Below are 18,556 nucleotides of genomic sequence, written 5' to 3' on the forward strand. Positions count from 1 at the left end.
TCAGGGCCGGCGCGAAACCGGCCCTTCTTCCGTCAGCTCGGTATAAGCAAGCGTCTGATCCAGATGCTCCGCCCGCAAAGAGAGCAGTTTTTCCGCATAGACAAGCCGGGTCGACGCATAGGTACTGTCGCTTGCGACGTTTTTCAGCTCCATCGGATCCTTTGCCAGATCGAACAAAACGGGCGGAAGACCGGCAAAATGGACATATTTGAACCGCTCGTCGCGGATGACGGAGAGGTTGCAGGCATTGGATTTCAAGCCGAAATGCCGCTCCGGGTTTTCCTTGGCGATGTCGCGGAAATCGAACTCCCAGAAAGCGGCCTCGCGCCAGCTGTCCGGCGCAGAACCGTCGAGGAAAGGCAGCAGAGTTTCGCCATCGACATGGTTTGACGGAGTAATCCCGATCCTGTCGCACAAGCTCGGGAAGATATCGGCAGCACTGGTGAAATGATCCACCTGCCGGCCGCGTGCGGCGGCCCGGCCCGGATCGCGAATAATGAGCGGCACATGATAGCTGGCGTCATAGAAGCCACCCTTGCCGAGCATCCAATGATCGCCCATCATTTCCGCGTGGTCGGAGGTAAAGACGATCACGGTGTTGTCCCAGGCGCCGGCGTCCTTCAGTGCCTGCCAGATCCGACCGAGCTGTGCGTCGACTTCGGCGATCATGCCGTAGTAGATGGCACGGATCGCCGACAGATCCTGTGCGGTCCAGTCTGCGATCGGACCTTTGCCGCCATGGATGAAGCCGCCCTTGCCGATCTGCGGCAAGGCAAAAGCAAGCAGCGGATGCACCGCCATCTCCGTTTCGCGATCGGCTGCCCGCGCAAAGGCCGGGCCATCGGCGGCGGAAAACATGCTGTTATAGGGTTCTGGCACCGAAAACGGCGGATGCGGCCTCAGGAACGAAACATGCGCGAACCAGGGCGCGTCCTGCTCGCCGACCCAGCGGATGAATTCGCCCGCCAGGAAGGCCGTCTGCGTCTCATCCTTAGAATAGGCGGGCGCATTGTTGGAAATCTCGCCCGGCGCCGCGCCGACCGGAATATGGATATCGCGGCTGACGGCATCGGCATGGCCGCGCGAGCGCAGCCAGGAAAGCCACTGCTTTTCATGCTCCGGCAACAGCTGCCGCGCGGTGAAGCCAGGCAGCACGCCTTCATAAGTCGTCAGATGCGGGTCATGCGGATCGCGGCCGCGCGGATCGGGGGCCGTATCAGTATAACCAAAGAGCGTGGGGTCGTAGCCGGCGCGACGGGCGGCAAGCGCGACATTGTCGAAACGGGCATCCAGCGGCGATCCGTTGCGGCAAACCCGATGGTTCATCTGGTAGAGGCCGGTATAGAGCGTCGCCCGCGCCGGCGAGCATGGTGCCGCGCCAGCATAATGGCGGCGGAAAAGTACCCCTTCCCGCGCCAGCGCATCGACATTCGGCGTCTTCACGCATTCATGACCGACGGCGGACAGGCAGTCCCCCCGCCACTGATCGGCCGAGATCAGCAGAACGTTCGGGCGCTTGCCCCCGACACCACTTCCGGAAGAACGCTCAGTGCTGGTTGGATTTGGCATGCCAGTTCCACGCGGATTCGATGATGCGGGTCAGATCATATTGCGGCGACCAGCCGAGAATATCCCGGGCCTTGTCGTTGTTGGCGACGAGCGTCGTGGAATCGCCCTCGCGGCGGCCGACATATTCCACCGGGAACGGTCGGTTCGAAACGGTTTCGATCGTTCCGAGCAGTTCCTTGACCGTCGTTCCCGTACCGGTGCCGAGATTGAGCGCGACGGAATCGCCGCCGCGCAGCAGGTACTCCACCGCACGGACATGGGCGTCCGCAAGATCAAGCACATGGATGTAATCGCGCACGCAAGTGCCGTCGCGGGTGTCATAGTCGCTGCCGAACACCTTGAAGCCCTGGCGGCGGCCAAGGGCTGCATCGATGGCGAGCGGGATGGCATGGGTTTCCGGCGTATGCCACTCGCCAATGCGGCCTTCGAAATCGGCGCCGGCGGCATTGAAATAGCGCAGCACGACGGAGCGCAGCCCCTTGTACTGATCGTAGTCGGCCAATGCCTGCTCGACGATGTATTTCGTGCGGCCGTAAGGGTTGATCGGCACCTGCCGGTGGCTTTCGTCGAGCGGCACACTCTGCGGCAGGCCATAGGTGGCGCAGGTCGAGGAAAAGACGAAAGCGTTGACGCCGGCCGCCTGAGCGGCCGAAAGCAAGGTCAGCGTGCCAATGACGTTGTTTTCATAGAAAGAGACGGGGTCCTTGACCGACTCGCCGACTTCGATGAGCGCAGCAAAGTGCAGGATGGCGGCAGGCTTGTATTTGGCCAGCACCTCATCGAGGCGAGCCCGATCGCGAATATCGCCCTCCTCGGCCGGACCCCATTTGACGAATTCGCGATGGCCGTTGGAGAAATTGTCGTAGACGACGGGCTGAAAACCCTTGTTCGCCAGATCCAGACATGTGTGCGAGCCGATATAGCCGGCTCCGCCTACCACAAGCACCGTTTCTCCTGCCATGACCACCCTTTCTCAACCACAAGGATTTGTCGCTCCAAGCGCGACAGACCGGTTCGATCCGACGCGTACACTTAGAGAGCTGTAGCCGACTTGCAAGGCGGGAGAAAGGAACAAGATTGGGACTGTTTGAAATGCATGGCAGCCGAAAGCTAAGCCGGCTTTGTCTCCGTTTTGCCGGTATGCATCAGAATTCCGGCAAGCGCCAGAACCGGCGGAAATAGAAAACAGGCCATGCCGACGAGCAGGAAAAGCGATGCCGCCAGCGCACAGCCAAGCGCAAAGCCGCCGACGGCAGCGCCCATACGGCCGAGCCTCGCCTTCATGGCGGCTTTTTCCTCAGGCTTGGCGCCGCGCGCGAGATCGGCGATGTCGATCATGATCTGCGTCGTCGTGCCCGTCATCATCGTTGTCGGCGGTGTCGAGCCGAGATGGATGCGATGCGCGGTCGTCTGAATGGCCATGGCGGCGATGAGCGTCATACCGGTCAGGATCGCCTGCCAGCCGTCGCCGTCGCCAAACGGGCCGAAGCGCAGGGCCAGGATCGCGGCCAGCACCAGCAGCAGCAATTTCAGCGACAGGATGATCTGCAGCGTCGGCAGATTGCGCCGCGTGAGATCGCCGCCCACGAGACGGGCAAGAAAGACGACGATGCAGAACATCGGCAACGCCAGCAGCTTGGCGACGGCCCCGGAGGTGCCCAGGGCAAGTGCAGCGCCGAGCGTGACGAAATTGCCCGTAACATGGGCGGTGAACAGGCCATGCAGGGCCAGGAAGCCAGCGGTATCGACATAGCCGCCGTTGATGCTCAGAAGAGTGGGCAGGCTCGGCTTCATCGGCTCCTCGCGCGTTTCGATCGTCTCCAACCTTATCGCGCCGAACCGTCTAGCCTGTCGAGATGTTTGCGTAGCTGCATCACAAAACGCCGCCGCTGAATGCCAGCCGAACGACGGAAGCATCCTGCAGACCAAAGTTGCATCCACTTGCTTAACCGAGTTGTGTTTTACTGACTCTCCATATCCGACCGGTGTTGGGAGGCACCGTTTCATGGTTCAAGCAGTTTTCTTGCATCCTGCGCGCCGTATTGCCTGGATCTGTCGGCTGGGCGCCATCGCGGGACTAGGCCTCTTTGCATTGACTGCGGCAGCGACGGCACAAACGCCGGGCGCACCGATGCAGTTCATGCTCGTTCATGCCGATCCCAGCTCCGGCAACTGTCGGCCCGAGGGCTGCGTCGACTGGATTGCGGCTGAAGGCATGATCGACGCGAGATCCCCCGGCGACCTGCGCAAACTTCTGGCCGGCATCGGCAACAGGAAACTGCCGATCATCGTGAACTCGCCGGGTGGGAATGTGGAAGCCGCGATGGAAATGGGTGAGATCATTCGGAAACGCGGCCTGTCCGTGGCCGTGGGCGGAACCCGGCTGCAATCCTGTCCAAGCGGCCAGCCGCTCTGTGGTGACGGCTGGCGTTCAGGCGCAAAAGGTGTGGTCTATTCTGCGGGGAGCAGATGTCTCTCCGCCTGCCCTTTCGTGCTGGCCGCCGGGGTCAGGCGCATCGTCAGCCCCTTCGGCATCATGGGCGTCCACCAGGTCAAGACGACCTACGACCGGGAGCGGATCGTCTACCGGATGAGATATCAGATCGTTAACGGCAAGAAGCGCCTCATCAGCCGGCAGGAAATCAGCCGCAAATTTGTCGGGCTGCACGACAGTACGAAACTGTCAAAATCGCAACGATCGAAATTCCTCGCTTATTTCAAGCAAATGGGCATCGATCGGTCGAAACTGGATCTGGCGATGAGTGCCCCTCCAAGTTCGATACGGCTCATTACGCCGGATGAGGCGATGAAAATCGGCCTTGAGACCGATCTGGCCTCAGCCGAGGACTTGATCAAGGCGGGCGCTTGCGCGGCCGGCCAGCCGTTTTCGGCCTGCCAGGCCCCGGTATCCACGGATTCAGCCGCTCTTTTGACCAACCCACCCTTTGCGGATTGGCAACTGAACCCGGTGCAGGACTTTCTCACACCTGCTACCACGACGAATGGCAACGGAGGTGAGCAAGATGGTGGCTGCGTCTCGCAATCGGCGGACTACTCGCCCCATTGGGTTTCAAGTACGGTGATTTCGTCGGATAATTCCGCAATGCGTTGCCGCAGCTCCGCCTCGGTGCCGTCGTCCACCTCTCCATCGCCAAAACAATAGCGCGCTATATGCAGCTCAAGTTTGGCTTCAAGCGCCTCTCTCTGAGCCCGTAACTGCTTTAGATAGCTGTTTCGCATCGCGAACCACGCGTTCCGATAAGATAAGTCCTACCCTCATAAATAGGTTCGGCGGCACAAAGTTTCGATAGGCATCCTATCCATCTCCCGAAAACTGCAGCCACGGCATGCCGCAATGCCTTCATCTCGGGCCTGTTGCAAAGCGGGCGGCCGGTCATCACATTCATGCGACTGGCACCTGAAATGATCCTGAAAGCAAATATTGCCGCTGACAGAGACTTCGGATTTGGGCTAATTCAGGTGGATTGTTCGAGGTAAATTGTGTTGAACGAAAAAATTGCCGTTATCGGCCTGGGTTATGTGGGCCTTCCCGTCGCGATCGCGCTCGCCGAAAAATTTCATGATGTGGTCGGTTTCGACATCAAGGCCTCGCGCGTCGCCGCGCTGAAGGCCGGCGAGGACGATACCCGCGAGGTTTCGCTTGACCGACTGCGGTCGAGCGGACTGCGCATCAGCAGCGAGATCGAGGATCTCAGCGATCGGGATATCTTCATCGTCGCCGTGCCGACGCCGATCGACCAGAATCGGCAGCCGGATCTGCGACCAATGATTTCCGCTTCGCGCACCGTCGGCAAGGTTTTGCGTGAAGGATCGATCGTCGTCTACGAATCGACGGTCTATCCCGGCGTGACGGAAGAGGTCTGCGGCCCGGTCTTGGCGGAGGTTTCCGGCCTGCGGCAAGGCGTGGACTTCCATGTCGGCTATTCCCCGGAACGCATCAACCCCGGCGACAAGGAACACACCTTCGAGCGCATCGTGAAGGTCGTCGCCGGCGACGACGAGGAAACGCTGGAAAGGATCGCCGCCGTCTACGGCGCCGTCGTGGAGGCCGGCATCCATCGCGCCCCGAGCATCAAGGTCGCCGAGGCCGCCAAGGTGATCGAGAATACCCAGCGCGACGTCAACATCGCCCTGATGAACGAACTCTCGATCATTTTCGAGAAGATGGATATCCGCACCGCCGACGTGCTGAAGGCGGCCCGGACGAAATGGAACTTCCTGCCCTTCACTCCCGGCCTGGTGGGCGGCCACTGTATCGGCGTCGATCCCTATTATCTGACGGCCAAGGCCGAAGAACTCGGATACCACCCGGAAGTCATCCTCTCGGGCAGACGCATCAATGACGGCATGGGCGCCTTCATCGCCCAGAAACTCATCAAGATGCTGGTTTCGGCCAAGAAACCCATCAATGGCGCCCGCATCGGCATCTTCGGCCTGACCTTCAAGGAAAACGTCCCCGATCTGCGCAACAGCCGCGTTCCCGACATCATCCGCGAGCTGCATCAGTTCGGTTTGGAACCGCTTGTCCATGACCCCATGGCGAACCACCCGGAAGCCGAAGAAGAATATGGCATACGCCTGGCCGCGCTGGAGGATTTTGGCAAGCTCGACGCCGTCGTTCTCGCCGTGCCACATAAGTCCTATCTGGCTGATGATGCTGCCGATATCCTCAATCTGCTGAACGAAAACGGCGTGGTCGTCGATGTGAAGGCGGCACTCGACCGCGGCAATCCCCTACTGCGCGGACATTCCGTCTGGAGCCTCTAGCAAGCTCCAGCGCCGGCTCAGCCGCCCTTCGCCTTCGAGCCGGCAACCGTCGCCTCCAGCCCCTGTTCGAGCGAATAGGGTGGCGACCAGTCGGCGGCCGCTTTCGTCTCACCGATATCGACCTGAAGCGAACCGAGCAGGCGCCGCGCCGCCGCACGGCGTCCGAGCAGTGCCGCAATCCCTTCCAGCAGCACTGGCGGCACGGGCAGCATCAGAGCCTTCTTGCCCTGCGCTGACGACAATTTGGCGATCAATTCGCCGATCGAGAGATCCGCGCCGTCGCTGACTAGGAAGACGCGATTTCCAACGGCTGGATGCGCGATGCAAAGCAGCATGAAGTCGACGAGATTGCCGACGAAGACAAGCGACCTGCGGTTTCGAACCGCACCGAAGGGCCACGGAAACGGCTTTGCCGCCCATTTCATCAGGCTGGCGAAATTCGCCCTGACGCCGGGGCCGTAGACCAGCGGCGGCCGTATGATGACGATTTCCATTCCCGTTTCCGCGCCGATGGCGAGGAGTGCCTCCTCCGCCTCCAGCTTCGAATAGCCATAGGGATCTTCCGGATTTGGCGCATCGGAAGCCCGGAACGGCTTTCCAGGTGCAGTTTCCTCGCCATTGACCTTGATCGAACTCAGGAAGACGAAGCGCCTCACCCCGGCTCTCGCTGCCTGACGCGCCAGATTGACCGCAGCATCGACATTCATGGCGCGAAACGCGGCTAGCGGATCGGCAGCATTTTCATTCATGACATGAACGCGCGCTGCCAGATGCATGACGACATCGATACCGGCTAGGGCGTCGGACCAATCGGTCGCGGCATCGATCGCGCCGATGGCGAGGTGACCAGGCCGCGGCGTGCGGCTCACAGGCCGATAGGCCATCTGCCGTCGCGCTAGCTCTGCGCAAAGCGCCTGCCCGACAAAACCCGTCGCTCCGGTGATCAGGATCATCCGTCCGTTGCCTCCGCTCGTTGATGCCAACCGTGTTTGTTTCGATGCTTTGCACTGGATATCGGCTCAGAACAAGGCCGGGGAATCTGGAGCAAGACGGTTGTGCACCCATCCGCAATATGAGATGCACAAAATAACAAACCACCGTCACCGCCCTTGTGCGCGGGAGACGATGCAACCGCAAGAGACGATGCTTTATACGATCGCCAAGCGCATTTTCGATTTTCTCGCCGCCCTCGCCGCGGCCATCGTCTTTTCCATTCCGATTCTGATCGTCGCTCTTGCCGTCAGGCTGACATCTCCGGGCCCCGTCCTCTACTGGTCGGATCGGGTCGGCCGTGGAAACAAGATTTTCCGCATGCCGAAGTTTCGGAGCATGCGCACTGACACGCCTGCCGTCGCGACACATCTGCTGAAGGATCCCAAGATCTATCTGACGCCGATCGGCTCCTTCCTGCGCAAGTCCAGCCTCGACGAGCTGCCGCAGCTCCTGTGCATCCTGAGGGGCGAAATGAGCATCGTCGGCCCGAGGCCCGCCCTTTTCAATCAGCACGATCTGATTGCGCTGCGCACCGAGCGCGGCGTCGATGCGCTTCTCCCCGGCCTCACCGGCTGGGCGCAGGTCAACGGCCGCGATGAACTACCGATCCCGCAAAAAGTGGCACTGGACGAAGACTATCTGCGTCGGCGCTCTTTCTTCCTCGATCTCAAAATCATCTTTCTGACGGTTTTGAAGGTAGTTCGGCGTGATGGAGTAACGCATTAGAGCAATTCCAGGAAAAGCGCGCAGCGGGTTTCCGTCCGGAATGCATAAAAAGACAAGACGATAGAGCGCGCGATTCCACGAAAAGCGGAAACGCTCTGGCAACATCCGGCGAAATCGTCTGGCGAGATAGTGTCTCGCTGCGAAAACGCCGTATTCCTGCCCTTTTGCGCTCCTAGGGGCCGTCATGAGCGCTTCGGCAGGCGAAACAGGGGTATCGAATGTGGACGAAGGGGGACGACGACATTGGATGACTCGCACATGAACACACCATCTGCCGATCTCGCCGTCCGCGCTGCGGGCATGACGACGGCCGCAAGCGTCATGCCGAAAGCCATGGCAATCATCGGTGGCCTGCTTTGGCTGCTGGTGGCCTCGCCGACCGTCGTCGAAAGCGACGCCTACCGCTATGCGACCGCGCTGCTATCGCTGATCGCCCTCTACTATTATGTGAAAGCGCCGGTTAAGCCGCGCACGGACTGGATCGGCTGGCTCTGCATGGGCTGGGCCTTTTACGTCATGGTTCGCTTCGCCATCATCTGTTGGCTGACGCCGCAGCACGATATCGGCGCTTCGGACTGGCTCTATGCCTTCCCCTTCTTCTTCCCGATCATGGGTGTCGCCTTCCTGCTCTATGAGGAGCTGATGGAGAAGATTGTCGCCGCCTATTTCGCGATGGTCCTCATCATGCTGATCGCCACCCAGCATCTGCGCGAGGTCTTTGCCGGCGAAACCATTCGCCCGCTGATCATGAACAACCAGATCCACGGCGCCGTCGCCTGCGGCATGATCATAATCTTCACGCTGTTCTGGCTGCTACACTACTTGACCGAAAAATCCAGCGACCGCCGCATTGCTCGCTTCGCCTACATCGCCTCGCCCTTCATCTTCGCGCTCTGTTTCATCGCCATCTACGGCGCCAAATCGAAAGGCGTCTGGCTGTCGCTCGGCGTCACCATCCCGTTGCTGGCACTGGTCACGCTGACTTATCTGCGCATGAAAAGCGGCGTCATCGCCATCGTAGCCGTCGCCGCACTGCTGGTTGCCGGCATCTACGGCGTCCGGCACAATCTCGACAAGACGGCAGGCCCGACCGTATCGGCCGCGCTCTCTATGGTGGAAGGCGTCACCGGCAGCCATGACGTCGGCGGTGTCGTTTCAAATGCGATCAGCTCCGCCAAAACTCCGGTGTCGATGGACGAGCGCCTGCAGCTCTGGGCCAACAGCTGGGAGGTCTTCTCCTCCGCGCCGATCTTCGGCTGGGGCAATCAATGGCTCGAGCGGTGGGCACAAACGCGCTACTCGAACATTCAATATACGCTGCTGCACAATGGCTACTTCGAGATCCTGGTGCGCTTCGGCCTGTTCGGCGCTGCCGTGATGGCCCTGATGCTCGGCGTCTTCCTTCGCGCGGCCTGGCGAGCCCGCAAGGCAGGAATCATCCCGCGCGCCGCATGGCACGCCTATGTCCTATGCCTTGTCTTTTTCTCGCTGACTATGCTCAGCAACTCCAACAACCGCCTCGCCATCGGCGAAAGCCTCGCCTTCGCCTCCTCGGCTTTCGCCTGCTGGTGCCATATGCGGCTGAAAGGCGAATTTCTGGCGGCGGCGCGGCAGGACGCTACGACGGCCGCCTGATCGACTGCTAAGTCGAATACCATCGCAGGACGAGGCCGGTCGCTTAGACAACATGTGGAACGGCCGCCCTTACGGAAGGCCGTTCGCCACGCGGTTTATTCCTTATGCCACACGGTTCGATTTATGTAATCGACGTAGCTTAGGACAATCCGCAGGATCTGCTTCGACACAGGACCGGCTTCGTAATCGCCGACGGTGCGGAACACACGCTCGCTGCCATTATGCTGCGACGTGACAACGGCAACAGCTTCCAACACGCGGGCACTGCGCAGGCCACTCATGACAAGGGTGCCGACATCCATGCCTTCCGGTCTTTCATGCGCATTGCGCAGCGTAATGGCCGGAAGATTGAGGAGCGAAGCCTCTTCCGTGATCGTGCCGCTGTCGGACAGCACGCAGAAAGCCGACATCTGCAAGTGGATGTAGTCGACGAAGCCGAAAGGCTTCATGAAGTGCAGCAGCGGGTGATCGATAGGTTCGCCCAGCGCATCGAGCCGCTTGCGCGTGCGCGGATGGGTGGAGATCAGCACCGGATAGCCATAGCGTTCAGCCAGATCTCTCAGCGTCTGCAGCAAATCACGCAGGTTTTCCGGCGTATCGACGTTCTCCTCGCGATGAATGCTGACGATGAAGTACTTGCCCTTTTCGAGCTTCATGCGCTCGAGCACATCCGAGGCGGCGATCTTCGGCATGTAGAAATCAAGGACTTCCTGCATGTGGGAGCCGCTCTTTATGATCGTCTCCGGCTTGATGCCTTCGGCAATCAGGTAGCGGCGCGCATGCTCTGTCAACACCAGATTGATGTCGCTCAGATGATCGAGAACCTTGCGGTTCAGTTCTTCCGGCACGCGCTGATCGAAGCAGCGATTTCCCGCTTCCATATGAAAAACGGGGATCTTGCGGCGCTTGGCAGCGATAACGGCAAGGCAGGTGTTCGTGTCGCCGTAAAGCATCAGAGCATCCGGCTTTTCCGCCTCGAAGACCTCATCTGCTTTTGCGATGACATCAGCGATGGTCTTGGCAGCCGTTTCTCCGGCGGCGCCGAGGAAATAGTCTGGTTTGCGGATTTCAAGATCGTCGAAAAAGACCTGATTGAGCTCGTAGTCGTAATTCTGACCGGAGTGAACGAGCACATGCTGCACATGCGCATCGAACTCCGCGATCACACGGCTCATCTTGATGAGTTCAGGTCGGGTGCCGACCAGGGTCATGACCTTCAACATTGCATTTTCTGCTTTCGGCGTGAGTTGGAGGAGGTTGGCGGCTCGTTTTTACGAGGCGAGTTCCTCACGAATATAGTCGAGCGAAAGAAGCAGCTTCTTGACCCCTTCGACATCGAGGCGCTCGGTGTTATGCGACGTATAATCGTCGATTTCGGAGATCTTCTGCTCACCCTCGACGAAATACTTGTTGTAGTTCAGGTCACGATTGTCGGCCGGTATGCGGTAGTAGCGTCCGAGATCGTAGGCCTTGGCCATCTCCTCGCGGGCGACCAGCGTTTCGTAGAGCTTCTCGCCGTGGCGCGTACCGATGATCTTGATCGGATTGCTGGCGTTGAACAGATCCTTGAGCGCAAGCGCCAGATCTTCGAGTGTCGAGGCCGGAGCCTTTTGAACGAAAATATCGCCCTGAGAGCCGTTCTCATAGGCATGGATCACCAGATCGACGGAATCTTCGAGCGACATCAGGAAGCGGGTCATGTGCGGATCGGTGACCGTCAGCGGCAAGCCAGCCTTGATCTGGCTGATGAAGAGCGGAATGACCGAGCCACGTGACGCCATGACGTTGCCATAGCGCGTGGCGCAGAGGACGGGGCCGCCATTCATCATGCGCGACTTGGCCACCACGACTTTTTCCGCCATCGCCTTGGAGATACCCATGGCGTTGATCGGGTAGACGGCCTTGTCCGTGCTCAGGAACACGACGCGCTGAACGGATTTCTCCGCAGCCGCGCTCATGACATTCTCCGTCCCAAGCACGTTGGTCCGCAGCGCTTCCATCGGATAGAATTCGCAGGACGGAACCTGCTTCAGCGCCGCGGCATGAAAGACATAGTCCACGCCCGTCATCGCGTCGCGGATGCTGTCATAGTTACGCACGTCGCCGATGAAGAACTTCAGCTTCTCGTTGCTCAGCGCGATGCGCATATCTTCCTGCTTCTTCTCGTCGCGGCTGAAGATGCGAATCTCCTTGACCTTCGTATCGAGAAAACGGCGCAGCACCGCGTTGCCGAAGGATCCAGTGCCGCCCGTGATGAGAAGCGTCTTGTCGTCGAACATTCTATTTGTCTCCACGGAAATCGGTGTCGTGCATGCGCTTGATCAAGATCGGCCACTCGGCGGCAACATAACCCGTTGCCTTCGAGAATCTGGACGAGTCCAGAGAGCGGTCGATCGCAACCTTGTCATCGCGAATGATCGCTATGTCCTTGCCGTATTCGGCCGCGATCAACCGCAGCAGCTCATACTTCGAAATAGGCTTTGCCGAAACATGATAAAGGCCGGTCAGCGCCGGGTTCGGAAGAACCACGTCCCTGATCACTGCTGCCAGCTCACAGGTCGGCAGGCCGGAAAAGATCGCCTTGTCATATCCTTTGACCTCGCCCTGCTGCGCCAGGAACCAATCGACCAGCGAGTTGTTGGAGGTAAGCTCGCGTCCGATGATCGAAGTGCGCAGGGTAACGGCGTTGTCGTAGGTCACGACTTCGCCGAGATGCTTGGACACGCCATAAAGATCCGTCGCGTCCGCCACGCTGTCTTCAGTATAATTCCCCGTCGCGCCCGAAAAGACGCAATCGGTGCTGACATGAACCAGCCGCGTTCCCGACAAGGCAGCAAGACGAGCCAGCTTATGGGGAAACAGCGCATTCAAGGGCAGCGCAACCAGAGGATCCTTCGCCGCCGAAAGCTGCTTGATGAGACCGACGCAGTTTATGACCACATCGGGGCGCACCTTGTTCAAGGTGGAGATCAGGACATCCTGATTTTCGACATCTATCCCGGTCAGTATCCGTTTCGCAATTTCGCCTTCGAAATGTCGAAGCCCACCCTCCGAGCGCAGCGTTCCATAGACCTCAAGATCTGTGTTTTCTGAGAGCGTCCGGATCGTTGTGCTGCCGAGCATGCCCGATGCCCCGAGGACCAAAACCTTCATCACTATCTTTCTTTCTCAATCGTGAGCAGAGCCTCAAACATGCTAATGAGCCTTTGGCTCAGAAAACTCAAATCGAAATTAGCAAGAAAGTAGCGCTTGCCGTTTTCACCGAGCCGTCGCCGGCCCTCTTCATCGAGAGCGTACAATTTAACTATTGCAGCGGCCAGATCTACAGGGTCTTCTGCCTTGCAAGCAACGCCAGCCTCAGCTTCGAGAACGATACGGGCGCCTTCGCCGTCCATGCAAGCGATTATCGGTTTGCCCGCCGCAAGATAGCTCTGCAGCTTGCTGGGGATTGTCGCTTCGCCCACGGCATCGGCGGCAAGGCTGACGAGCAGCGCGCCCGAGGCTGCCATGATTTCCGGCATGTCGGTGGTAGGGAGGCGATCAGAAAGGACGACATTCGTCAGGCCGCGCTTCTCAATTTCGGCCTCGACCCATGTCGACAAGCTCCCAGATCCCACAAGATGCAGTTCGATCAGCGGCACGTTCGACAGGATTGCCGCAGCACTCAGTACCGTATCCAACGCCTGCGCCTTGCCGAGATTTCCGGTGAAGGTTACGGCGAACACGCGCCTCATGCGTGCTGCAAGCTCCGTCGCACGCTCGGTCGGCTGAGCGCCGGCCGCAAATCCTTCCGCTGGATTCGGCATATATTGAATTCTCTCCGGATGCCGGGCAAGCCGGCTGACGGAGCGGCGAAACGCCTCGGATTGAACCAGCAGCACGCTCGACCGATCATAGATGAAGCCCACGACGCGCTCCACCGCACCGATGATGAACCGATTGCGCAAAGCGCCACGGCCCATCAACACTTCCGGCCAGATATCCTGTATCCAGAGCACACTCGGAATTCTCTTTAAGCGCGAGAAGAAAAGAGCCGGCAGCGCCTGGAATATCGGCGAGGGCGCATAAATGAAAATCAGATCGAAGTTTCGTCCACGAAGGGCGCGTGGCGCAAACAAATAGCCTGAGGCGACGAACGAGAGGTAATTGAATGCCAGTCGCAATTGCGAACGGCCACGCCGGATGAGTGGAATGCGAACAACCTCAACATTCTGCCAGTTTTCCCGCCTTACCCCCATGAGACCGTAACCCGGGTAGTAATCGCCTTCGGGATAATTTGGCTTGCCGGTCAGCACGGTGACCTCATGCCCGAGCCTCGTCAGGTAGGCAGCAATATCGTTGATCCTGAAGGTTTCCGGCCAGAAATACTGGCTCCAGATCAAGATTTTCATGACAGGATATCCGCCAGAAAATCAGAGGCGCTCGAAACTACGACCGGTTCCTCCGGCTGCTTGAGATAGCGCTTTACCGCCCGCGCGATCGACAAAGCTGAGGTCGGATCGAAGGTTTCCACGGGGTCTGCCACATCACGCACATAATCCCGCTCCGGCGCGAGAATAGGCAGCCTTGCCTGATGCGCTTCTAGAAGCGGTAAGCCGAACGATTCGACCAGCGACGGATAGATCAGCGCGCCGCTTTCCGCATAGGCTCTTTGAAGCTCCGATGCCGAAAGCCATCCTGCGTTCGTAATGGCAAGACCATCGTCACGCACCGCGGCGTCGATAGCCGATGCCAGAGCCGTGTGACGAGCGGGATCGACAGTTAGGCAAAGGCTCGGGCGGAGCCCTGATCGCGCCAATAGACGCCAGGCTTCAAGCAGCACGGCATGGTTCTTGTGAGGGTCGCCACCAGCCGCGTAAATGAAATCGAAACGCCACACCGCACCGTCCCGATCCGGACGTGCGGCCATCTGATCTTCTTCGGTGAATGGCACGATCGATATCAGCTTGTCCGCACCGACGAGCCGGCGCAACATCAGCGCCATCGATCTTGACTGAACGACATATCGGCTTGCCTGATGGCGACGGCCTCGCAACCAAAGACGTTCCAACCCGATGCGAGCGCGAACGAACAATGGATAATCCCTAAGCCCGTAGCTCTCCACCAGCAGCCGGTTTTGCACAAAAACTACCGACTTGCCGCGTATGTCAAACAGCGGCGGCAAATTGTTGAAACAGAGAATCACATCGCCTGAGCGGGATATGCGACGCAACCGCCATTCTGCCTTGAGACGGCCTCCGAAGCTTTTTGCCACGTAGTCGGTTTCTAAACCGGCAGGCACATCCAACTTGCCTCGCGCCCTTTCGTCCAGCTGCGCGATGGCAAAAGGCGATGGTCTCACACGCAACATGGCGCGAAGAAGGCTCAAGCCCCCACCCACATGAACATTCGGCGCATGCAGCAAAAGCCTGCTCATGGCAGCGCGCCGCCGTCGGCCTTCGATGGGGTATGGATGTCTTCAAGTGCCCAAAGGCCCAGGCACTTGTCCTGATATTTGCCCCGCTCCTCCGTGCAGCCTTCGTTGATCAAGGCAATAGGTTCGGGAAAGTTGAAAGGGGCAGCCTGCATGTTTAGCGGCCGCCAGAAGGCATTGCTGCCGGCCAGCTCGTTATTTTTTAGCCGATCCGTAAACGTGGTGGTCAACAGGTAGCGGGCGCCGGACCGCTTGAAATTCTCGATGATCCTTAGGGCATCAGCGGATGTCAAATGCACCAGGCAATCCCGCGAAAAGATGACGTCGACACGCGGCAGCGCATCCCTGGTCAGATCCAAACTCGCGAAGCGTACATGCTCATTGCCGAACTTCCGGTTGTTGAGATCGATCATCTCCTCGACGAGATCCACGCCGATATATTCGTCCACGCCAAGCTCGGTTTTCTGCATCCAATGCCAGTCGCCGCAAGGCGCATCCAGCAGCGAGCGTGCGCCAAGCCGATTGAGGAGCGACGGAATTTCGCGGCGGATGATTTCCGTCTGCACGAGATCCGAGCCTTCGCCCGAACGGGAAACGCCACCGCCGAAGATATTCTCCTTGTAGATGCGAGAAAACCGCTTTTTCAAATCACCGGTCTCAAGGCCACGCACACGCCGTCTTGCTGTCAGCAGCGATGCCATCATGCGCAGGCGCGCCCGGCGATGTGGCGATAGAACGCGGCGAACCGTCTGCCAAAACCGCATTTCCAGCGGCGCCAGAGCAAGCATTGATAGAGGGCGAACCTGACCGGAGAACGGCACCTCATTGCGCGCCGAAAATGCTGCGCTGCTCGCCGCACGGGCGGCCGGCACGAAACTCCTGCGCCAAAAACTCCGCGCCAGCGTCGCATAGGCGTCGAAACGGTTGGCATGTCCGGCGGCCTTGAAATCGGCGGCCGTCAACCCGCCAAGGAAGCGCACAAGTAGGGCATTATTCTCCTCGTAGGCCGTGCCTGCCATCTTCACGCTGCCCTGTTCGGCATGACTGCGAGCATAAACGAGCACCTCTGGCAGATGGTGAAAGCGATATTGGCCTGCCAGACGGAACCAGAGATCGAAATCCTGGGTGGTGCGTAATCTCTCATCAAAGCCACCCGACTCTGCGAAGGCCCTGCGCGGAACGAGAAGCGTACAACCATGAAGCGCGTTCTTGATCGTCAACCAGTAGCGGAAAGCTTCGGGCCTGACACCCTCCATGCGCACCTCCGTCGCCCGTTCAGGCGTATCGGAAAAGACAGCGTAATCGCTATAGATGATGCTCCTCTCCCGCTCCTGAGCGTCGAGGGCAAAGAGAGCGTCGACATCCCGCTCGACTTTCTGCGGCGCGTAGAGATCATCATGGCTCAGCCAGGAAAGATAATCGCCGGTCATAGCCTCGACAGCGGTATTCAACGCTGCGGCGACGCCGCCATTCTCCCTGGCGATATAGCGGATCGTATCGCCATATTCGCGCGCGATCGCATCGGTCGCGCCGCCATCCTTCGAGCCATCGTTAACGACGATGATTTCGAGGTTGCCATAGGTCTGCGCTAAGGCGCTGAGGATCGCCTCGCGCAGATAATCGGCACCGTTATAGACCGGAATAACCAGGCTGACCTTGGGTTTCAAATCGCTCATTGCTTCAAACCCTTCGAGCCAGTCCGAGCGCGCAATATAGCGCCTCCCAAAGTTCTGATAGCGCGCAGCGCAATGCCGGGGCTGCGACCCGGTGCATAGGAGATCGCCCGAGCGAGCAACGACAGCCCCTTACCTCGATGATCCTCGGCCAAGAGAAGAGCGCGGCCATAATATTCGCAAAGCCGCGACGCGCCCTGGCGCAGGGAGGGCATTCCCCTGTCGGCGTCGTCGCGAAACACCTTGGTGATGTAGTAGTCGATAGCCCGAAGGATCTTCCCGGGATTCTGGCTTGCCAGCGAATTATCATCGTGGGTCGTCAGCAGACAGGTAACCTCCGGCATCGCGCCAACGCGATGGGATTTCGCAATACGGCGCCAGAGATCCGTATCCTCGAAGCGCTCCATATTAATATCGAAACCGCCCACCCGATCCATGACGGCTCGGCGCACCATAACAGTCGGAAGCGTGATCGTCAGCGGCTGAAAGAAGGCAATAAGATTGTATATGTCACCCTCTTCCCGGGCGTTGTATGCCTGAACCGCCAACGGTTTGCCCGCCTCGTCCACACAGGTTGCCGACGTATAGATCATGTCCACATCGGGCTTGCTATCGAGATAAGCAACCTGCTTGGCGAGCTTTTCGGGAAGATAGCTGTCGTCTGAATCCAGGAAGGCGATATAGGCGCCCCGCGCTACGGCGAGCGCCCGGTTTCGCGCCTGCGAGCGGCCCCGATTGTTCTGCTTGATGTAAAGAACCCTGGGGTCATCGAGATAGCGGCCAACAACTTCCGGCGTTTCGTCGGTGGAGCCATCATCCACCAGAACAACTTCGAAGTCGGTGAAGGTCTGCGCAAGAACACTCTCTACGGCCGCGCCGATAAAACGTGCCCGATTGTAGGTGGGGATGATCACCGACACCTTCGGGCCGTCTTGACGCGCTGGGGTGGACTGTTCGTAAGCCGCCATCTCGAACACCTGCTCTTTCGCCGTCAGCAGGCCGCGACGGTGAACGCCTGTCCGTGGAATCCGAAATCGACGAACTGGTTTAGCTTAATCTGAGGGTTGCGCTTCAGCCATTCGCTGCATGCCCGCTGCTGGCCATAGTCAGCCAGATTGCGATAGCAGCGCCAATCGTCAAACAGGATAACTGATCCGACCGAAAGCCGTCCGACGAGGAAATCCAGGACGGGAATGGTGGATTCGTATAGATCGCAATCGATCCAGGCGGCTGCCACCTTGCCGACGTCTCCGGTTTTGCTCGAACCGAGCTTCAAGCTTTCGTCGAACCAACCCTTAATCATCGAGATGCGCGTCATATCGGCACCGGCGGTGCGCAGATTGCGTTCGAAATCCGCAATGTCGCAGGCAAACTGCCCCGCATAGAAGCCGCTCGTGTAGTTGTCGACCTTGTCGAGACCCCTGGGTTCCGGCAATCCCTCAAACGAATCAAGCGCGACGAACCGCATCTTTGGAAACAATGAGGCCATGGTGCGATAGGTGTAGCCAAAGGTCGTACCAAGATAGACACCGAATTCCAGGTAGTCGCCTTCGATTTCTGAGCCGACGAGATAGTCGGCAAGTTTGTCGACTACATCGAAACGGTTTTTGTAATAGCTGAGCAAACGGTCTTCCAGATGGCTGACCTTGGCTGCAAGAACATCCAATTGGCCGCTCTGCTGCTCGATCTGGGCATTCAGACGCTCAACATGGTGGCGCCAACCGAAAAACCTGTCAAAGATCGTCATGTGATAGTCCTA

General features: G+C 59.0%; 16 protein-coding genes. 3 read left to right on the plus strand and 13 right to left on the minus strand.

Annotated elements, in window-relative coordinates:
* The 4 genes from ACIQJ2_RS20390 to ACIQJ2_RS20405 form a co-directional block, all read right to left on the minus strand.
* Entirely contained in the window at positions 1-1,569 is a 1,569-nt protein-coding gene (locus ACIQJ2_RS20390) for an alkaline phosphatase family protein (RefSeq protein ID WP_400670992.1), read from the minus strand.
* Complete coding sequence (galE, locus tag ACIQJ2_RS20395) at positions 1,547-2,530, minus strand: UDP-glucose 4-epimerase GalE (protein WP_400670994.1); 984 nt, start codon at positions 2,528-2,530, stop codon at positions 1,547-1,549. Before galE ends, ACIQJ2_RS20390 begins: the two co-directional genes overlap by 23 nt.
* Positions 2,531-2,679: 149 nt before the next feature.
* Positions 2,680-3,363, minus strand: coding sequence for a DUF1275 family protein (locus ACIQJ2_RS20400; RefSeq protein WP_199151227.1), 684 nt, complete (start codon positions 3,361-3,363; stop codon positions 2,680-2,682).
* Between the two features lie 1,257 nt (positions 3,364-4,620).
* Positions 4,621-4,809 carry a hypothetical protein gene (locus ACIQJ2_RS20405; RefSeq protein WP_246762464.1) on the minus strand — a complete coding sequence of 63 codons (189 nt, stop codon included), beginning with the start codon at positions 4,807-4,809 and terminating at the stop codon, positions 4,621-4,623.
* Positions 4,810-5,070: 261 nt separating this feature from the next.
* Between ACIQJ2_RS20405 and ACIQJ2_RS20410 the strand changes: the two genes are divergently transcribed.
* Positions 5,071-6,357: a nucleotide sugar dehydrogenase gene (locus tag ACIQJ2_RS20410; protein ID WP_400670996.1), complete on the plus strand. Its 1,287-nt coding sequence runs from the start codon at positions 5,071-5,073 to the stop codon at positions 6,355-6,357.
* A 17-nt stretch (positions 6,358-6,374) separates the two neighbouring features.
* Here the strand turns inward: ACIQJ2_RS20410 and ACIQJ2_RS20415 are convergent, their stop codons facing one another.
* Entirely contained in the window at positions 6,375-7,310 is a 936-nt protein-coding gene (locus ACIQJ2_RS20415; RefSeq protein WP_400670998.1) for a UDP-glucose 4-epimerase family protein, read from the minus strand.
* Positions 7,311-7,500: 190 nt separating this feature from the next.
* Between ACIQJ2_RS20415 and ACIQJ2_RS20420 the strand changes: the two genes are divergently transcribed.
* Both ACIQJ2_RS20420 and ACIQJ2_RS20425 read left to right on the plus strand, forming a co-directional pair.
* The gene (locus ACIQJ2_RS20420; protein ID WP_400671270.1) at positions 7,501-8,076 is read left to right on the plus strand and encodes a sugar transferase; all 576 of its coding nucleotides are present in this window, start codon (positions 7,501-7,503) and stop codon (positions 8,074-8,076) included.
* 258 nt (positions 8,077-8,334) lie between these two features.
* The gene (locus ACIQJ2_RS20425; protein WP_400671000.1) at positions 8,335-9,711 is read left to right on the plus strand and encodes an O-antigen ligase family protein; all 1,377 of its coding nucleotides are present in this window, start codon (positions 8,335-8,337) and stop codon (positions 9,709-9,711) included.
* 95 nt (positions 9,712-9,806) lie between these two features.
* Here ACIQJ2_RS20425 and wecB read toward each other — a convergent pair whose 3' ends face one another.
* The 8 genes from wecB to ACIQJ2_RS20465 are packed head-to-tail and all read right to left on the minus strand — an operon-like array spanning position 9,807 to position 18,544.
* Positions 9,807-10,934: a non-hydrolyzing UDP-N-acetylglucosamine 2-epimerase gene (gene wecB, locus ACIQJ2_RS20430; protein ID WP_400671002.1), complete on the minus strand. Its 1,128-nt coding sequence runs from the start codon at positions 10,932-10,934 to the stop codon at positions 9,807-9,809.
* A 48-nt stretch (positions 10,935-10,982) separates the two neighbouring features.
* The gene (locus ACIQJ2_RS20435; protein ID WP_400671004.1) at positions 10,983-11,990 is read right to left on the minus strand and encodes a polysaccharide biosynthesis protein; all 1,008 of its coding nucleotides are present in this window, start codon (positions 11,988-11,990) and stop codon (positions 10,983-10,985) included.
* Between the two features lies 1 nt (position 11,991).
* Positions 11,992-12,864 carry a dTDP-4-dehydrorhamnose reductase family protein gene (locus tag ACIQJ2_RS20440; protein ID WP_400671006.1) on the minus strand — a complete coding sequence of 291 codons (873 nt, stop codon included), beginning with the start codon at positions 12,862-12,864 and terminating at the stop codon, positions 11,992-11,994.
* Positions 12,865-12,866: 2 nt separating this feature from the next.
* On the minus strand, positions 12,867-14,102 hold the full coding sequence (locus ACIQJ2_RS20445) for a glycosyltransferase family 4 protein (protein WP_400671008.1): 1,236 nt from the start codon (positions 14,100-14,102) through the stop codon (positions 12,867-12,869).
* Positions 14,099-15,127 (minus strand): glycosyltransferase, encoded by a 1,029-nt coding sequence (locus ACIQJ2_RS20450; protein WP_400671010.1) that lies wholly within the window; start codon positions 15,125-15,127, stop codon positions 14,099-14,101. The genes ACIQJ2_RS20445 and ACIQJ2_RS20450 overlap by 4 nt, the downstream gene beginning before the upstream one ends.
* The gene (locus ACIQJ2_RS20455) at positions 15,124-16,800 is read right to left on the minus strand and encodes a glycosyltransferase (RefSeq protein ID WP_400671012.1); all 1,677 of its coding nucleotides are present in this window, start codon (positions 16,798-16,800) and stop codon (positions 15,124-15,126) included. The genes ACIQJ2_RS20450 and ACIQJ2_RS20455 overlap by 4 nt, the downstream gene beginning before the upstream one ends.
* A complete protein-coding gene (locus ACIQJ2_RS20460) occupies positions 16,797-17,765 on the minus strand; it encodes a glycosyltransferase family 2 protein (protein ID WP_400671015.1) in 969 nt (322 codons plus the stop codon). Before ACIQJ2_RS20460 ends, ACIQJ2_RS20455 begins: the two co-directional genes overlap by 4 nt.
* A gap of 23 nt (positions 17,766-17,788) precedes the next feature.
* Positions 17,789-18,544 (minus strand): TylF/MycF/NovP-related O-methyltransferase, encoded by a 756-nt coding sequence (locus ACIQJ2_RS20465; RefSeq protein ID WP_400671017.1) that lies wholly within the window; start codon positions 18,542-18,544, stop codon positions 17,789-17,791.
* Positions 18,545-18,556: the final 12 nt, after the last annotated feature.

Origin of the sequence: Rhizobium sp. NPDC092011 (assembly GCF_044756305.1) — a bacterium.
Classification (GTDB): domain Bacteria; phylum Pseudomonadota; class Alphaproteobacteria; order Rhizobiales; family Rhizobiaceae; genus Rhizobium.